The sequence below is a fragment of the Pseudomonas sp. G3-19 genome (assembly GCF_054855875.1).
In genome coordinates, this window is sequence record NZ_JBMPIQ010000003.1 from 5938083 (window position 1) to 5955663 (window position 17581).

General features: G+C 61.6%; 15 protein-coding genes. All 15 read left to right on the plus strand.

Annotated elements, in window-relative coordinates:
- Positions 1-117: 117 nt before the first annotated feature.
- Positions 118-1878: a calcium-binding protein gene (locus tag ACOYXI_RS27055; protein WP_139054126.1), complete on the plus strand. Its 1761-nt coding sequence runs from the start codon at positions 118-120 to the stop codon at positions 1876-1878.
- 255 nt (positions 1879-2133) lie between these two features.
- Entirely contained in the window at positions 2134-2907 is a 774-nt protein-coding gene (gene rfbF / locus ACOYXI_RS27060) for a glucose-1-phosphate cytidylyltransferase (protein ID WP_223008669.1), read from the plus strand.
- Positions 2889-3971: a CDP-glucose 4,6-dehydratase gene (gene rfbG, locus ACOYXI_RS27065; protein ID WP_225137957.1), complete on the plus strand. Its 1083-nt coding sequence runs from the start codon at positions 2889-2891 to the stop codon at positions 3969-3971. The genes rfbF and rfbG overlap by 19 nt, the downstream gene beginning before the upstream one ends.
- Entirely contained in the window at positions 3968-4528 is a 561-nt protein-coding gene (locus tag ACOYXI_RS27070; RefSeq protein WP_461675493.1) for a dTDP-4-dehydrorhamnose 3,5-epimerase family protein, read from the plus strand. Before rfbG ends, ACOYXI_RS27070 begins: the two co-directional genes overlap by 4 nt.
- Positions 4525-5751, plus strand: a complete 1227-nt coding sequence (locus ACOYXI_RS27075) for a class I SAM-dependent methyltransferase (RefSeq protein ID WP_210557814.1) — start codon at positions 4525-4527, stop codon at positions 5749-5751. The genes ACOYXI_RS27070 and ACOYXI_RS27075 overlap by 4 nt, the downstream gene beginning before the upstream one ends.
- Positions 5748-6599 (plus strand): NAD-dependent epimerase/dehydratase family protein, encoded by an 852-nt coding sequence (locus tag ACOYXI_RS27080; protein WP_098967818.1) that lies wholly within the window; start codon positions 5748-5750, stop codon positions 6597-6599. The genes ACOYXI_RS27075 and ACOYXI_RS27080 overlap by 4 nt, the downstream gene beginning before the upstream one ends.
- Positions 6596-7666, plus strand: a complete 1071-nt coding sequence (locus tag ACOYXI_RS27085) for a class I SAM-dependent methyltransferase (protein WP_123589232.1) — start codon at positions 6596-6598, stop codon at positions 7664-7666. The genes ACOYXI_RS27080 and ACOYXI_RS27085 overlap by 4 nt, the downstream gene beginning before the upstream one ends.
- A 17-nt stretch (positions 7667-7683) precedes the next feature.
- Positions 7684-8421, plus strand: a complete 738-nt coding sequence (locus tag ACOYXI_RS27090; RefSeq protein ID WP_027614220.1) for a cephalosporin hydroxylase family protein — start codon at positions 7684-7686, stop codon at positions 8419-8421.
- 55 nt (positions 8422-8476) lie between these two features.
- Positions 8477-11392: a TIGR00180 family glycosyltransferase gene (locus ACOYXI_RS27095; protein ID WP_461675494.1), complete on the plus strand. Its 2916-nt coding sequence runs from the start codon at positions 8477-8479 to the stop codon at positions 11390-11392.
- Between the two features lie 30 nt (positions 11393-11422).
- A complete protein-coding gene (pseB, locus tag ACOYXI_RS27100; RefSeq protein WP_098967822.1) occupies positions 11423-12424 on the plus strand; it encodes a UDP-N-acetylglucosamine 4,6-dehydratase (inverting) in 1002 nt (333 codons plus the stop codon).
- Positions 12421-13578 (plus strand): UDP-4-amino-4,6-dideoxy-N-acetyl-beta-L-altrosamine transaminase, encoded by a 1158-nt coding sequence (gene pseC / locus ACOYXI_RS27105; RefSeq protein WP_461675495.1) that lies wholly within the window; start codon positions 12421-12423, stop codon positions 13576-13578. Before pseB ends, pseC begins: the two co-directional genes overlap by 4 nt.
- A 31-nt stretch (positions 13579-13609) precedes the next feature.
- On the plus strand, positions 13610-14230 hold the full coding sequence (locus tag ACOYXI_RS27110) for a pseudaminic acid biosynthesis-associated methylase (RefSeq protein WP_461675496.1): 621 nt from the start codon (positions 13610-13612) through the stop codon (positions 14228-14230).
- The gene (gene pseF, locus ACOYXI_RS27115; RefSeq protein ID WP_134785736.1) at positions 14227-14922 is read left to right on the plus strand and encodes a pseudaminic acid cytidylyltransferase; all 696 of its coding nucleotides are present in this window, start codon (positions 14227-14229) and stop codon (positions 14920-14922) included. Before ACOYXI_RS27110 ends, pseF begins: the two co-directional genes overlap by 4 nt.
- Positions 14919-16424: a UDP-2,4-diacetamido-2,4,6-trideoxy-beta-L-altropyranose hydrolase gene (gene pseG, locus ACOYXI_RS27120; protein ID WP_461675497.1), complete on the plus strand. Its 1506-nt coding sequence runs from the start codon at positions 14919-14921 to the stop codon at positions 16422-16424. The genes pseF and pseG overlap by 4 nt, the downstream gene beginning before the upstream one ends.
- Complete coding sequence (pseI, locus tag ACOYXI_RS27125) at positions 16417-17469, plus strand: pseudaminic acid synthase (RefSeq protein ID WP_461675498.1); 1053 nt, start codon at positions 16417-16419, stop codon at positions 17467-17469. Before pseG ends, pseI begins: the two co-directional genes overlap by 8 nt.
- The last annotated feature ends 112 nt before the right edge of the window (positions 17470-17581 follow it).

Below are 17581 nucleotides of genomic sequence, written 5' to 3' on the forward strand. Positions count from 1 at the left end.
GGATTTTTCTGTCGATACCTTTCCATGCGCTCAATTGGCACGGTCAGCGAAGACCTGTCCGGCCAGCGTCTGAGGTGACCGATTTCCGGATTCGACAACAACGCAAGGAAGAAGCAAATGGCAGTAGTAAATGGAACGAGTGAAGCGGATGTCCTGTCGGGCACCGATGGCAATGACGAACTCCATGGACTGGAGTCCGACGATCAACTGCTGGCCAGTGCGGGATCCGACCTGCTCGACGGTGGTGAAGGTTTTGACACGGCGAACTATTACGCAATGGGGTCGGGAGTCAGCGTCGAGTTTGGCACCGGTGCGGCAACGGTCGCAGGGTCTGACGGTAAGGTCGATACGCTGGTGTCGGTGGAGAAGGTGGCCGGCAGTTACCACAACGACACGTTTACCGTTTCCGTGGGTGGGGTGACGCTGGACGGCAGCGGCGGTGATGATCTGTACATCGTCGACGCCGAAGGCGTGACCCTCGTTGAAGAAAACTACGGTGGCTACGACGAACTGCGCACCAGCCTCAACACGATCAAGATGGATCCGTTCATCGAGAAGCTGACCTTTACCGGTACCGGCGATTTCAAGGGTTACGGCAACGCCAGTGACAACGAGATCATCGGCGGTGCGGGCAATGACTGGCTGTGGGGTGGTGCCGGTGCCGACCACTTTGTCGGTGGCGATGGTTACGATACCGTCAGCTACACCGACAGCCTTGAAGGTGTTCGGGTTCTGGACTTTGCCAACTACGATGGCTTGACCATTGCCTATGGCGATACGTTCACCGGCATCGAGGCAATCCAGGGATCGAATTTCGATGACGAGGTGTACCTGCTCGATAACGCCATGACCGTGGATGGCGCCGATGGCTATGACACCGTGAGCTATCGCCAATCCTGGGATGGCGTCAGCATCGACATCGGCCAGCGTGCCGGTGCTGCGGGTGTCACGTTGCTGAACGTGGAGAAGGTCATCGGCACATCGTTCGCTGACCAATTCACGGCCAACATCGCGGGCGTGACGCTGGAAGGTGGAATGGGCGACGATGTGTACACCATCAACAGCACCGGTGTCAGCATCGTCGAGACAGACCTCTTTGGTGGCGTCGACCATGTGTACACCAGCCTGTCGTCGCTGCACATGGACCCCTTCATTGAAAAAATGACGTATACCGGCACCGCAGACTTCACGGGCTACGGCAATGACGGGGACAACGTCATCGCTTCGGGCGCCGGCAACGACGTCCTGTTCGGCGGCGCGGGTGGCGATCGCTTCGAAGGCGGAGCCGGTGTCGACACCGTCAGCTACGAAGACAGCACTGAGGGTTTGAGTGTCTCTCTCGGCTGGGGCCCGCAGAGCGGGATCGCTCTTTACGACACGTACATCGACATCGAAAACCTGCGTGGCAGCCATTTCAATGATGTGCTGCAAGGTGATTGGGGCGACAACATTCTGGAGGGCGGTGCGGGCGACGATTTCATTCAGGGTGGCGCAGGTGCGGACATTCTTTATGGAGGCCTGGCATCCGGTCTGGATGGCGAGGCGCCACAGAACGATACGCTGATTGGTGGCGATGGTGATGACACCTATGTGGTGAATGCCCCAGGCCTGGTATCCATTCAGGATATGGCGAGCAGCTACAACGACACCCTGATCATGAACACCATTGCCAACCTCGGTCAGTTGAGCGTCACGCGCGTCGGCGACGATGCCTACCTGCACGGCGCCAATGACGGTAGCAGCGGTGTGCCGGCCAATGGCGTGAAACTGGTGGACTGGTACGTGGGTGGGTATAACAACATCGAACATCTGCAGACCGCTGACGGCCAGTCCTACGACCTGCCTGCCACGATCGATGGATTCGCGATGTTTGGCTGATCCGTCCGGTTCATTGAAGTAGCTTGATGAAAGGGATGATTCCGGCAACGGAGTCATCCCTTTTTCATGCCTTGAATTCCCGCCGACGCAGCGCTCGCGGAGCTGGCGCGTTTCCTGCAAGTCCCCCTCAAATCGCCATAAAACGAGCGCTCGCGGTCATCGCAGCGGCGCCGCAGGCGGCAAAAGGGTTAGCCAGACGGCCCGCATCGCTCAACCAAGCCATGCGCAGCCCGGTGACGAACGAGAGGGGAGACGATGAAGGCAGTTATTTTGGCGGGTGGCCTCGGCACGCGCATCAGTGAAGAGTCGCACCTCAAGCCCAAGCCCATGATCGAGATCGGCGGCAAGCCAATTCTCTGGCACATCATGAAGCAGTATTCCGCTCACGGGATCCACGACTTCGTGATTTGCCTGGGCTACAAGGGCTATGCGATCAAAGACTTCTTCGCCAACTACTTCCTGCACACCTCCGACGTCACGTTCGACATGCGCAATAACCGCATGGACGTGCACCAGAACTACAGCGAGCCGTGGAGCGTCACCCTGATCGACACCGGCGAGGAAACCATGACCGGTGGCCGTCTGCTGCGTGCCGGCCGTTACCTCAAGGATGAAGAGGCGTTCTGCTTCACCTACGGCGACGGCGTTTCCGACATCAACATTGCTCAACTCGTCGATTACCACAAAGCCCACGGGCGCCTGGCCACCGTCACCGCGGTGCAGCCGCCGGGACGTTACGGTGCCCTTGAGCGCCAGGGCGATCAGGTGCTCGGTTTCACCGAAAAACCGCGTGGCGACGGTGGCTGGATCAACGGTGGCTTTTTCGTGCTGTCGCCCAAAGTCCTGTCCTACATCGCTGGCGATGAAACCACCTGGGAAGCCGAGCCGCTGGCGCGTCTGGCAGAGGAAGAACAGTTGAACGCCTTCGAACACGAAGGCTTCTGGCATCCGATGGACACCCTGCGCGACAAGAACCACCTCGAAGCGCTGTGGCAGAGCGGGGAGGCCCCATGGAAGCAATGGGCCTGAGTGCGGATTTCTGGCGCGGCAAACGCGTACTGGTCACCGGTCACACCGGTTTCAAAGGCAGCTGGCTGAGCCTGTGGCTGCAAAGCCTCGGCGCGCAAGTCAGCGGTTTTTCGCTGGATCCGTCGACCGAACCGAGCCTGTATGAACTGGCGCGGGTTCACGAAGGGATCAACGATCAACGTGGCGATCTGCGTGATCTCGGCGCGTTGCTGGAGATCATCGCCGACACCGAGCCGGAGATCGTCCTGCACCTGGCCGCGCAGCCACTGGTGCGTGAAGGCTATCGCGACCCGCTGGGGACTTACTCCAGCAATGTCATGGGCACGCTGAACCTGCTCGAAGCGATTCGTCAGGTCGGTTGCGTGCGCGCTTGCGTGCTGGTGACCACCGACAAGGTCTACGCCAACAAGGAATGGCTGTGGCCGTACCGCGAGGACGAAGCCCTCGGCGGGCACGATCCTTACAGCAGCAGCAAGGCCTGCTGTGAACTGTTGGCGCAGTCTTACGCCGCGTCGTTTTTCCCGGCTGACAAGTACGCCGAACACGGTCTGGCCCTGGCCACCGCGCGCGCCGGCAACGTCCTGGGTGGCGGTGACTTCGCCCCGGAGCGTCTGATTCCCGATGTGCTCAAAGCCTGGACTGCCGACGAGCCGGTGACCCTGCGTTATCCGCAAGCGGTGCGCCCGTGGCAGCACGCGCTGGAACCGCTGGCCGGTTACCTGCAACTGGCGGCGGGGCTCTACGAACAAGGCCCGGAATACGCCGGGGCGTGGAACTTCGGCCCGGGCGAGGCGGACATGTGCAGCGTCGGCGAAGTGGTCGAACTGCTCGCCAGTCGCTGGCCACAGGCACGTGGTCTGCGCATCGAAAAAAGCGAACTGCACGAGGCTGGCCTGTTGCGCCTCGACAGTAGCCGCGCCCGTCAGGTACTCGGCTGGCAGCCACGCTGGACCTTGCAGCAATGCCTGACCCAGACCCTCGACTGGCATCTGGCGTGGCAGAACGGCGATGACATGCGCAACGTCACTCTCGGCCAACTGAACCTGTACCGAGGCGCGCTGTGAGCGAGTTTTCCTTGAAACCGTTGCCGCTGGCCGGGCTGTTCAGCGTCCAGCACAAACGCTTCGAAGATCAGCGCGGGCATTTCGCCCGGCTGTTCTGCGAAGGCAGCCTGAGCGCGTTCGGCAGCGAATTTCATATCCGCCAGATCAACCATTCCTGCACCCGCGACAAGGGCAGTGTGCGCGGTCTGCATTACCAGAATGCCAATGCGCCGGAAGCCAAGCTGATCACTTGCCTGCGCGGTGAAGTGTGGGACGTGGCGGTGGATCTGCGTCCTGATTCCGAAACGTTTCTGCACTGGCACGCCGAGCACCTCAAGGCTGGCGATGGTCGCAGTCTGTTGATTCCGGCCGGGTTTGCTCACGGCTTCCAGACCCTGACCGCCGACGCCGATCTGCTTTACCTGCACAGCGCCGATTACGCGCCGGAGCATGAGGGCGGCTTGTCGGTGAACGATCCACGGCTGGCGATCGCCTGGCCGTTGCCTGTCAATAATTTGTCAGCGCGTGATTCCAGCCATCCTGCGCTCGATCAACACTTTGCCGGAGTGCATCTATGAACTGCCGTGGGTGCGCCGCACCGCTGAGCCTGCCGCTGATTGACCTCGGCACCTCGCCACCGTCCAACGCCTACGTGCATGCCGAGCGCCTGGAGCAGGCCGAACAGTGGGTGCCGCTCAAGGTCGCCGTGTGCCAGCAGTGCTGGCTGGTGCAGACCGAGGACTACACCCGCGCCGACAGCCTGTTCGACGCCGAGTATGCCTATTTCAGTTCGTTCTCCAGCACCTGGCTGGCCCACGCCGAGCGTTATGTCGCCGAGATGGTCGAGCGCTTTGCTCTGAGCGCCGACAGTCGTGTGGTCGAAATCGCCGCCAACGACGGTTACCTGCTGCAGTACGTCGCTGCTCGCGGCATTCCGTGTCTGGGTGTCGAGCCGACCCGCAGCACCGCGCAAGCGGCGCGGGAAAAGGGTCTGCAGATTCGTGAAGTGTTCTTCGGTCGCGACAGCGCTGCGCAGCTCCACAGCGAAGGCTGGGGCGCCGACCTGATGGCCGCCAACAACGTGCTCGCGCATGTGCCGGACATCAATGATTTCCTTGGTGGTTTCGCCACGCTGCTCAAGCCGACCGGCGTCGCCACTTTCGAATTTCCGCAACTGCTGACGCTGATGGCTGGCGCGCAGTTCGACACGCTGTACCACGAGCACTATTCCTACCTGTCGCTGACCGCCGTGCAGACCTTGTGCGAGCGCAATGGTCTGGAAGTGTTCGACGTCAGTCAGTTGAGCACTCACGGCGGTTCGCTGCGGGTGTTCGTGCAGCGCAAGGACGGAGAGCGTCGTGCTGTGCAGCCGGCGGTGCAGCAACAGTTGCAGGCCGAGCTGGATGCCGGGGTGAAAACCCCTGAGTACTACGCGACCCTCGCGCCGGCTGCCGAACGCATCAAGCATGAACTGCTGCGCTTTCTGTTGCAGGCCAAGGCCGACGGCAAGCGGGTGGTCGGTTACGGCGCGGCGGCCAAGGGCAACACCTTGCTCAACTACGCCGGGGTCAAACCGGATCTGCTGGCGTGGGTGGCCGATGCCAACCCGCACAAGCAGGGCAAGTTTTTGCCGGGCAGTCGGATCCCGATTGTCGCGCCGGCGCAGATCGACATCGAAAAACCGGACTACGTGCTGGTGCTGCCGTGGAACCTGTTGCACGAAGTCAGTCAGCAACTGGCGCAGGTGCGCCAGTGGGACGGGCGCTTCGTAATCGCCGTGCCTGAGATGAAAGTCCTGTGAACGTCCTGGTCACCGGGGCCACGGGCTTCGTCGGCCGGCATCTGGTCGCGGCGTTGCTCGCCCGTGGCTGCGCGGTACGTGCGGTGGCGCGTAATATCGAGACTGCGGCGAGCATGCCGTGGATCAGCGACGTCGAATTCGTTGCGGCGGATATTCACGCGTCGGATCTCGACATTGCGGCGCTCACCGACGGTATCGACGTCCTCGCGCACCTGGCCTGGCCGGGGTTGCCGAACTATCGGGCGCTGTTTCATTTCGAGCACAACCTGATGGCCGACTACCGCTTTATCAAAGGCGCGGTCGAGGCGGGTGTGGCGCAAGTATTGGTGACCGGCACCTGCTTCGAGTACGGCATGCAAAGCGGCCCGCTCGACGAAAGTGTCGAGCCGCAGCCGAGTAATCCTTACGGTCTGGCCAAACACACGCTGCAGCTGTTTTTGCAAAATCTGCAGCAGGAAAAACCGTTCACCTTGCAGTGGGCGCGTCTGTTCTATCTGCATGGCGAAGGGCAGAACCCCAACAGTCTGCTGGCAGCGCTGGACCGGGCGATCGATGCCGGGGAGGCGTCGTTCAACATGTCTGGCGGCGAGCAACTGCGCGACTTTTTGCCGATCGCCAGCGCCGCCGATTACCTCGCCACGATCGTCCATCAGCGCGATTTCAACGGCGTGATCAATTGCGCCAGTGGCCAACCGGTATCGGTGCGCGCACTGGTTGAACAACGGCTGCGCGAGCGCGGTGCGGCACTGAATCTGAACCTCGGCCATTACCCTTATCCGAGCCATGAACCGATGGCGTTCTGGGCCGTGACCGAGCGTTTGCAACAGCTACTGGGAGAGCCGCAATGAGGCACGAGTTGTATCGGGTCACCGACCTGCCGGTGTTGCAGAACCGCACCTTCGCCGACCCGGAGTCGGCAAAGGCGTCGGCCAGCGCCGACATGCTGCTGGTGCAGGATGAGCGCAGCGGCCTGATCTTCAACGCCGCGTTCGACGCCGACAAGCTCAGCTATGACGCTGACTATCAAAACGAGCAGGCCCATTCGGGCCAGTTCCAGAAGCACCTGAGCGACGTCGAAGGCATCATCGCCAAACACTTCAAGGGCCAGGAGCTGATCGAAGTCGGCTGCGGCAAGGGTTACTTCCTTGAGTTGCTCAAGGGCCTCGGTTATTCGATCACCGGGATCGATCCGGCCTACGAAGGCGAGAACGCCGACGTGATCAAGGCGCCGTTCACCCGAGGTCTTGGCCTGGCAGCTGACGCCATTGTCCTGCGCCATGTGCTGGAACACATCGAAGACCCGGTGAGCTTTCTGGCGGTGATCGCCGAAGCCAATCAGGGCGGGCAGATCTACATCGAAGTGCCGTGCTTCGACTGGATCCTCGAGCACAAGGCCTGGTTCGACCTGTTCTACGAGCACGTCAATTATTTCCGCCTCGATGACCTGCGCCGCATGTTCGGCACCGTGCACGAGGCCGGCCACCTGTTTGGCGGCCAATACCTGTACATCGTTGCCGACCTTTCGACGTTGCGCCTGACTCCGCAGCAACCGGTGCCACGCCTGACGCTGCCGGACGGTTTCACCGCCAGCCTCGAGCGCGCGGTGCAGATCATTCAGTCCGCACCCGAGCAGGGTTCGGCGATCTGGGGCGCATCGTCCAAAGGCGTGATCTATTCGCTGTTCCTGCAACGCGCGGGTGTCGCGGTGGATCGTGTGGTGGATATCAACCCGGCCAAACAGGGGCGTTATCTGCCGCTGAGCGGCGCGCGAGTGTCCTCGCCGCAAGAGGCGATGGATGCGCTGCCCGAAGGCGCCAACCTGTTTGTGATGAACTCCAATTACCTCGAAGAAATCAAGCGGATGACCGGTGGACGCTACGTCTATCACGCCGTCGATAGCGCTTCGTTCCAGTGACCATTGAGACTTTGAACATGACCGACAACAGCATCAACCAAGCTTTCGAAGCCGAGTGCCGCGAGCAGATCGCCCAGCAGGGCGACGACCAGAAACTGACTGGCCTGGCCCGTGATTTCTTCAACGAATCGGCCAAACACAAATACAGCTACCACTTCTCGTGGATGGGCCGCCCGATCATCCAGTTGCCACAAGACATGATGGCGATGCAGGAGATCATCTGGCAGGTCAAGCCGGATCTGGTCATCGAGTGCGGCATCGCCCACGGCGGTTCGATCATCTACTACGCCTCCCTGCTGGAACTGCAAGGTCACGGTGAAGTGCTGGGCATCGACCTCGACATCCGCCCGCACAACCGTGAAGCGATCGAAAGCCACCCGATGGCCAAGCGCATCAAGATGATCGAAGGTTCGAGCATCGACCCGGCCATCGCCGCTCAGGTGCAGGCTGCGGCTAAGGGCAAGAAGGTCATTCTGGTCCTCGACTCCAACCACACCCACGACCACGTGCTCGAAGAGCTGCGCCTGTATGCGCCGCTGGTCTCGGTCGACAGCTACTGCGTGGTGATGGACACCGTGGTTGAAGACATGCCGGCCGATTTCTTCCCGGATCGCCCATGGGGCCCGGGCGACAACCCGAAAACCGCGGTGTGGAAGTACCTGGAAGAGAACCAGGACTTCGAGATCGACCAGCAGTTGCAGAACAAGCTGCTCATCACCGTGGCGCCGGACGGCTATCTGCGTCGCGTTCGTTAATTCGCACCATCACCAAAGCGTTATCTCGGCGAGTCGCCGGTTGTGGAGAGAAGTTATGCAAGGCAAGTACAGTTCTGAACTGGCGCTACCGCTCAACGAGCTGTTGACCGTGGTGCTGATTACTCACAATCGGCCGGCGTTCCTGCGTCGGGCGGTGAAGTATTACAGCAGCTTGCCCTGCCGGATCATGGTGCTGGACTCCACACCCGAGCGGCCGGAGGGGGATTTTTCCGCCGTCGATTACCATCACGTGCCGCAATTCGCCTACTGGGGCATGCAGGCCAAACTGGCGTACGGTGTAGAGCGACTGACCACGCCGTACATGGTGCTGGCGGCTGACGACGATTTCATCCTGCACGATTCGCTGGCCGAGTCCGTCGGTTTCCTTCAGGCGAATCCGGACTATGGCATGTGCCATGGCTATTGCCTGATGTACCTGACGCTGTCGGGTGGTGTGAGCTATTACCGTCGCGACAAGAAAGTCCAGGAAGACTATGCGTCCGAGCGGGCTCAGGATCGGGTTATCGACTACATGAGTCAGTACATCCCGCCGTTTTATGCGGTAACCCGTACTGACCTGATGAAAACCTGGCACTCGGCATTGCCGGCGGGGACCAATTTCCAGTGGCAGGAAATCGGCCACGTGTACTTCCTGCTGGCGAGTGCCAAGGCGCGGATTCTGCCGATGCCCTATGTGGTGCGCGAGATCAACTACGGCAATTCCGAGCACAGCACCGAGGTGTATCACTCGTTGACTTACGTCGACGCCAAATCGGTCGCCGAGCGAGAAGCGTTCGCTGAATTCCTCGCGTCGCTGCCGACCGGCATCAAGGATCTTGATGCGCAGCAGGGCAAGGCGTTTGCCCTGCAGAGCTTCGAGGCGATGGTCGACAGCCTGCAAAGCGGCCGGGCACTTACGGCAGAACTGATTATCCAGTCCACCTGGAATCAGTCGCTCAAGAGGCCTGACCGGCGGTTCGGGCCTTTGCAGTACGTCGAGATGCCGTTTTATAACCAGCCATTTTTCGATCGTCTGGAACAGTTCGAATTCATGCTGCACGCCATGCCCGCCGGGCGCATTCAACTGCGCGACCTGGAGGGTGTGTGGACCCGTCAGGCGCACTTGCTGCAGGCGCGCAACAACGATACCCCGGAAAGTGTTCTGGATCGCTTGTGGCAGGCGCACGACCTCAATGCGTTCAACCGCACCGTGGTCAAGCGTCTGGCGCAACAGTTGGAACTGGCCGGCGAGGACAAAGAGGCGCAGAACATGCGCGACTGGAATGCTCGTCTCGAAGCGTTGACGGTGGAAGACCATCATCAGGTGTTCGACCAGACGCAGTCCGGCCGACTGCTCAAGTGGCTGGATTCGCGTCAGGCCGCTGGTGCTCAGTTGGCATCGATTGCCGAGCACCTGTCGGTCAACGGCGGTGGCCCGCAGTTCGGCATCTTCCTGCTGGATCTGGACGATGACATCGACAAGTTGCAGGTCAGCCTCGACAGCCTGCTCGAAGGCCAATGCAAGGCGTTCAGAATTGTCGTGTTCACCACCGGCGAAGCGCCGGCGGCCACCACGGCGCAGAACACTTTGCACTTTGTCCGGGTTACGCCGGCCAACCTGGTCGATAAACTCAATCAGAGTGCCCGTCAGTCGCCGTGCGACTGGGTGCTGCTGGCCGAGGCGGGCGACGAGTTCACCGCCAGTGGTTTGTTGCGCGCCAGCCTGGAGTTGATGTCCGCAGGCGATTGCCGTGCTGTTTCCACCGACGAGATTCAGCGCGGGGAGAAGGGCGCGCTGATGGATGTGTTCCGTCCCGGCTTCAACCTCGACCTGCTCTTGAGCCTGCCGGGCCTGATGGCGCGACACTGGCTGGTGCGGCGTGACGCTTTGATCGAGGTAGGCGGCTACCGCGCCGATTTCAACAAGGCGCTGGAATTTGACGTGCTGCTGCGCATCATCGAAGAGCACGGTTTGAACAGCCTGGCCCACCTCGACGAGCCGCTGCTGATCACCGAAGCCGCGTCGCTGGAAGAAAACGCGCATGAGCGTCTGGCGCTGTTGCGCCACCTGGGCAATCGCGGCTACAAGGCCAAGGTCACCTCGGCGGTGCCGGGCATTTATCAGATCGATTACCACCACAGTGATCGTCCTCTGGTATCGATCGTGATTCCGGCCGGCGATGACCTGCCCGCCCTGCAACGCTGTCTCGAAGGGGTGCAACTGCGCACCCGTTATCACCATTACGAGATCCTGATCGCCACCACGGCCACGCAATCGGCCCAGGTCAATGACTGGCTGGGTACGTACCAGCATCCGAAAGTCCAGGTGCTGCGTGCCGATCAATCGCTGAGCGTACCGGCATTGCTCAACGCCGCCAGCCGCCAGGCGCAGGGCGAATACCTGGTATTGCTTGCGGCCGACGCGGAAGTGGTCAACCCGAACTGGCTGGACTCGCTGCTCAACCATGCCCTGCGTCCGGAAATTGGCGTGGTTGGGCCGAAGCTGGTCGATCGCGACGGCAAAGTCAGCCAGGCCGGGCTGATCCTTGGTATGCATGGCGGGGTGGGTTCGGCGTTCGTCGGTGAGAAACATGATGCCGACGGCTATCTGTACCGGTTGTCGGTGGAGCAGAACTGCTCGGCGGTATCGAGCGTGTGCCTGATGGTGCGCAAAGAACTGTTTGAAGCATTGGGTGGTCTGGACGACAGCACATTCGGCGACGCTTTCAACGATGTCGATCTGTGTCTGAAAGCCGCTCAGGCCGGTTACCTCACGGTATGGACGCCGTCGGTGCAGGTCCTGCATCAGGGCGCGATTGCCCAGGCACCCCAGGCACTGGCAGCGCTACAGGAAAAATGGGCCGCCGCGTTCGCTCAGGATCAGGCGTACAACGCCAACCTGAGCCTGAGCGGCAAAGGGTATGGTCTGAACGACAGTGCGTCGCTGGACTGGTCGCAGTTACTCGCTTGAGTCCGTCGGACAAGGAACAGGAATCAGCACATGTTCAACGGTAAATCGATCTTCATCTCTGGCGGCACCGGCTCGTTCGGGCGCAAATTCATCGCCCGTCTGCTTGAGCAATACCAGCCCAAGCGCGTGGTGGTGTTCTCCCGCGATGAACTCAAGCAATACGAAATGCAGCAGACGTTCAACGCGCCGTGCATGCGTTACTTTCTCGGTGACGTGCGCGACGCCGACCGTCTGCGGCAGGCCATGCGCGGCATCGACTACGTGGTGCACGCGGCGGCGCTCAAGCAGGTGCCGGCGGCGGAGTACAACCCCACCGAGTGCATCCGCACCAACGTCAATGGCGCGGAGAACATCATCGCCGCCGCCATCGACAATGGCGTGAAGAAAGTCGTCGCGCTGTCCACCGACAAGGCCGCCAGCCCGATCAACCTGTACGGTGCGACCAAGCTGCTCTCGGACAAGTTGTTCGTCGCCGCCAACAACATTGCCGGCGAACAACAAACGCGTTTTGCCGTGGTGCGCTACGGCAACGTGGCGGGCTCGCGGGGTTCGGTGGTGCCGTTTTTCAGCAAGCTGATTGCCGACGGTGCGCAGGAGTTGCCGATCACCGACGAGCGCATGACCCGCTTCTGGATCACCCTCGATCACGGCGTGCAGTTTGTTCTCGACAGCTTTGCGCGGATGCACGGCGGCGAAGTGTTCGTGCCTAAGATCCCGTCGATCCGCATCGTCGATCTGGCGCGGGGCATGGCCGAGCATCTGCCGCACAAGAACGTCGGTATTCGTCCCGGGGAAAAACTGCATGAACTGATGGTGCCGCTGGACGATGCGCGGATGACCCTGGAGTTCGCAGACCATTACACCATCCAGCCTTCCATCCGCTTTACCAGCGTCGATGTCGATTTCTCCATCGACAAGCTCGGCGAACGTGGGCGGCCGGTGAGTGAAGATTTCGAATACCGCTCCGATACCAACCCGCACTACCTCTCGGTCGGGCAGATCGCCGAGCTGCACGCGAAGCTCTCGGCATGATTCCCTACGGTCGGCAGAGCGTTGATCAGGCGGACATCGATGCAGTGGTCGAGGTTTTGCAATCGGACTGGCTGACCCAAGGCCCGACCATCGAGCGCTTCGAGCAGGCAATGGCCGAGCGTTGCCAGGCTGACTTCGCCGTGGCGGTGTGCAACGCCACCGCGGCGCTGCACATCGCCTGCCTCGCTGCCGGCCTTGGCCCGGGTGATCGCTTGTGGACCACGCCGAACACTTTTCTGGCCTCAGCCAACTGCGGGCGCTATTGCGGCGCCGACGTGGATTTCGTCGACATCGATCCGCTGACCTGGAACCTCGATGCCTTCGCCCTCGCCGCGAAGCTCGATCAGGCCGAGCAGGACGGCACGCTGCCGAAAGTGTTGGTGGCGGTGGCGTTCTCCGGGCAGAGCTGTGACCTGCGCAAGATTGCCGAACTGGCCGAGCGCTACAACTTCACCGTGATCGAAGACGCCTCGCACGCGGTGGGCGCCAGCTACGCCGGGCGCCCGGTGGGTTGCGGGGACTTTGCGGCGATGACCGTGTTCAGTTTCCACCCGGTGAAGATCATCACCAGTGCCGAAGGCGGCATGGTCCTGACCAATCGCCCGCAACTGGCCGAGCGTCTGCAACGCCTGCGCAGCCACGGCATGACCCGCGATCCGCAGCAGATGAGCGAACCCAGCCACGGCCCGTGGTATTACCAGCAGATCGAGCTGGGTTTCAATTACCGGATCACCGATTTGCAGGCGGCGCTGGGTCTGTCGCAATTGGCCAAACTGGACGGGTTTATCGCCCGTCGCCGCGAACTGGCGGCGCGTTACGACCGTTTGTTGGCGTATCTGCCGCTGACCTTGCCCAGCGCGCAGCCGGAGGCAGAATCGGCGTGGCACCTGTACGTGGTGCGCCTGCAGACCGAGCGCATCGGCCTGACCCACCGTCAGGTGTTCGAAGGCTTGCGTGCCGCCGGCATCGGCGTGAACCTGCACTATATTCCCGTGCATTTGCAGCCGTACTATCGCGACCTGGGTTTTGCCGAAGGCGACTTCCCCGAAGCCGAGCGTTATTACGCCGAGGCGATCAGCCTGCCGCTGTATCCGTTGCTCACTGACGAGCAGCAGGATCATGTGGTCGAGCAATTGCGCCGGCTGACCGAATAAACCCCGCTGCGGCGGCGAATGAGACTGTGCAATGCGTGATCTGAGTGAGCAGGAAAAATTCTGGCAGGGCGATTTCGGCAACCACTACGTGGATCGCAACGTCGGTCAGCCGCTGGTGGCGGCCAATCTGGCGTTGTTCGCCAAGGCCCTGAGCCGCGCCGGGCGCATCGACAGTGTGGTTGAGCTGGGCACCAATGCCGGCAACAACCTGCAGGCGCTGCGTCAACTGCTGCCGCACAGTGAATTGTTCGGCGTCGAGATCAATGAAAGCGCCTGTGCTCAGGCGCGGGCACTGGGCATCGCGCAGATCTGGCACGGCTCGCTGTTCGATTTTCCCCGCGAGCGCAGCTACGACCTGACCCTGAGCAAAGGCGTGCTGATCCATCTGGCGCCGGAGCTGCTGCCGACCGCCTATGCGCAGTTGTATGCGTTGAGCCAGCGCTACATCCTGATCGCCGAGTACTACAATCCGGCACCGGTGGAAGTGTCCTATCGCGGCAACAGCGGCAAGCTGTTCAAGCGCGATTTCGCCGGGGAAATGCTCGATCGTTATGCCGATCTGCACTTGCTCGATTACGGCTTTGGTTATCACCGTGACCCGCAATTTCCGGTGGACGACATCACCTGGTTCCTGCTGGAAAAACGTCCTTGAACAGCGTCGCAATCATCCCGGCCCGTGGTGGCAGCAAGCGCATCCCGCGCAAGAATCTGTTGCCGTTCGACGGCGTGCCGATGATTGTCCGCTCGATCCATACGGCGCTCGACAGTGGCTTGTTTGAACAGGTCGTGGTCAGTACCGATGACGCCGACATTGCCGAGCTGGCGCTGGCCCATGGCGCGCAAGTGCCGTTCCTGCGCCCGGCTGAACTGGCGGATGATTTCACCGGCACCGCTGCGGTGATCGTGCATGCCTTGCAGCAACTGCCAGCCTTCGATTACGCCTGCTGCGTGTACGCCACGGCGCCGTTGTTGCAGGCGCGCTTCCTGCGGCAAGGATTTGAGCTGTTGCAGCAGCACCCGGACAAAGCCTTTGCGTTCTCCGTGTGCAGCTTTGGTTTCCCGGTGCAGCGGGCGCTGACGCTGGACGGGCAGGGCGCATTGACCGCGTTGTACCCGGAATTTCGCAACACCCGCTCGCAGGATCTGCCTGAAGCTTTTCAGGACGCCGGCCAGTTTTACTGGGGCCGTCGCGAGGCGTGGCTGCGCGGTGACGTGTTGTATTCAAGCGCCAGCCTGCCGGTGATTCTGCCGCGGCATCTGGTGCAGGACATCGACACGCTGGAAGACTGGAAGCGCGCCGAATACCTCTACGCCGCGCTCAAGGCCGGCGGAGAGCTGCAATGAGAGTGCTGATCCGAGCCGACGCTTCGCCGACCATCGGCAGTGGCCACATCGCCCGTTGTCTGACGCTGGCGCGAGTGCTGCGCAAGCAAGGCAGTCATGTCGCCTTTGCCTGCCGCCGGTTACCGGGGCATCGGCTTGATGCCTTGGCTGCCGAAGGTTTCGAGACCTTCGCCTTGCCGGACGTCTACCCCGACGAAGACCCGCAGCAAGCCATCGAATCGATGCTGCCGTGGCAGGCAGACATCGAGGAGCTGGACGCCTTGCTGGCAGGTCACGCCGCATTTGACTGGATCATCGCCGACCACTACGGCCTCGATCATCATTGGCAAACCGCTGCCCGTCGTTGGGCGCCACGGATTGCGGCGGTGGACGATCTCGCCACCCGCCGTTACAGCGTTGATCTGCTGCTCAATCAGAATCTGTCCGGTCTCAGCGCAAACTATGCGCCGCTGCTGCCCGAAGGCTGCCGCACCTTGCTCGGCCCGCGCTACGCCATGCTGCGCGAAGAGTTCGTCTGCCCGGCCATCGCGATCAAACCCAAGGCGCGCCGGGTGCTGGTGAATTTCGGTGGTTTCGATGCGGCGATGCAGACTCATCACGCGATGTTGGCGCTGAAGGATTTCGCAGAGCTGGAAGTGGATTTCGTCGCCGGCGCAGACAATCCGGCATGGACACAAATGCAGGCACTGGCCGCAACACGGCCGCACTGGCGCCTGCACAGTTTCGTCAGCGATTTCCAGCAACGCATGACCGCGGCCGATCTGTTTATCGGCGCTGGCGGCGGCACCAGTTGGGAGCGTGCAGCCCTCGGCCTGCCGACCCTCTGCATCGCGGTATCGAACAATCAGCAGGCCAACGGCGAAGTCATGGCAGCGGCGGGGGCGCATGTGTTCATGGGCGCCCGCGAGCAGGTCAGCGTCGAACAACTGCGCGACGCCATCGGTTTTGTCGTCGACAATTTTTATCTGCGCCAGAGCCTGGCCGAGCGTTCGCGGCAACTGGTCGATGGGCGCGGTGCATTACGCGTGGCGGCGGCGTTGGCCGGTGCGGTGCTCAAGCTGCGCCCGGCGACCCTCGATGATGCGCAGTTGCTGTTCGACGGGCGCAATGCCGAGGCTGTGCGGCGCTGGTCACTGGACACGGCTGCAATCGAATGGCCGCAGCACCTGAGCTGGCTGAATGCGAGCCTGCGCAATCCGCAGCGTCTGCTGTTGATTGCGCAGGCCGATGACGGCGCGGTCGGCGTCTTGCGTTATGACCTGCGCGGCTTTGAAGCCGAAGTGTCGCTGTATCTGCTGGAAGGACGGCTCGGTCTCGGCTGGGGCAGGGCGCTGCTGGCGCGAGGCGAGGCGTTCGTCCGCGAGCACTGGCCGCAGATGACCGTTGTCACCGCTCAGGTGCTGCCGGGCAATCGCCCCTCTTTGAATGTGTTTCGTGACGCCGGATTCACCCAGAGTGCCTGCGCGTTCACCAAGGTTTTGAAGGATCACCGCGATGAGTAGTTTCAAGATTGGCGAGCGTCTGATCGGTGCCGATGCGCCGCCGTTCATCATTGCCGAGATGAGCGGCAACCATAACCAGTCGCTTGAGGTGGCCCTGCAGATTGTCGAAGCCGCCGCCAAGGCTGGCGCGCACGCCTTGAAGTTGCAGACTTACACCGCGCAGACCATGACCCTGGATCTGGCCGAGGGCGAGTTTTTCATCAAGGACCCGAACAGCCTGTGGGCCGGCACTTCGCTGTTCGACCTGTATGAGAAAGCTCATACCCCATGGGAGTGGCACGCGCCGATTTTTGCCCGGGCCAAAGCGTTGGGCATGCTCGCGTTCTCGACGCCGTTCGATGACACGGCGGTGGACTTTCTCGAAAGCCTCGATGTGCCGGCGTACAAGATCGCCAGTTTCGAAAACACCGACCTGCCGTTGATCCGCCGTGTGGCCGCGACCGGCAAACCGCTGATCATCTCCACCGGCATGGCCAGTATCGCCGAGCTCGACGAAACCGTGCGCGCCGCCCGCGAGGCAGGGTGCAAGGATCTGGTGCTGCTCAAATGCACCAGCACTTACCCCGCGACCCCACTCAACAGCAATGTGCGCACGATCCCGCATCTGCGTGAACTGTTCGGTTGCGAGGTGGGTCTTTCCGATCACTCCATGGGCGTTGGCGTATCCGTGGCCGCTGTGGCGCTCGGGGCGACGGTAGTGGAGAAACACTTCACCCTCGACCGTTCGGCGGGCGGGGTCGACGCCAGTTTTTCGCTGGAACCTGCGGAGCTGGCCAGTCTGGTGGTCGAAACCGAACGCGCCTGGCAGGCCATGGGCCAAGTGCATTACGGCGTCACTGAGGCCGAGCGCAAGTCGCTGGTCTTTCGCCGTTCGCTGTACGTCACTGCTGACATGGCGGCCGGTGAAGCCTTTTCCGGGGACAATCTGCGCGCCATTCGCCCAGGTCTCGGTCTGCCGCCCAAGCACACCGATGCTGTCCTCGGTCGCCACGCTCGTCAGGCGATCAAACGTGGCACGCCGCTGGACTGGTCGTTGGTCGAATAACCCGATCTGCAACCGATTCGGCAAAATAGCGTGACCTGCGAGTCATAACGCGCATCTTCACTGTATTGTATTGACCGGGGAGATGGCGCCTGGCCGTGTAATCGGTTCCAGT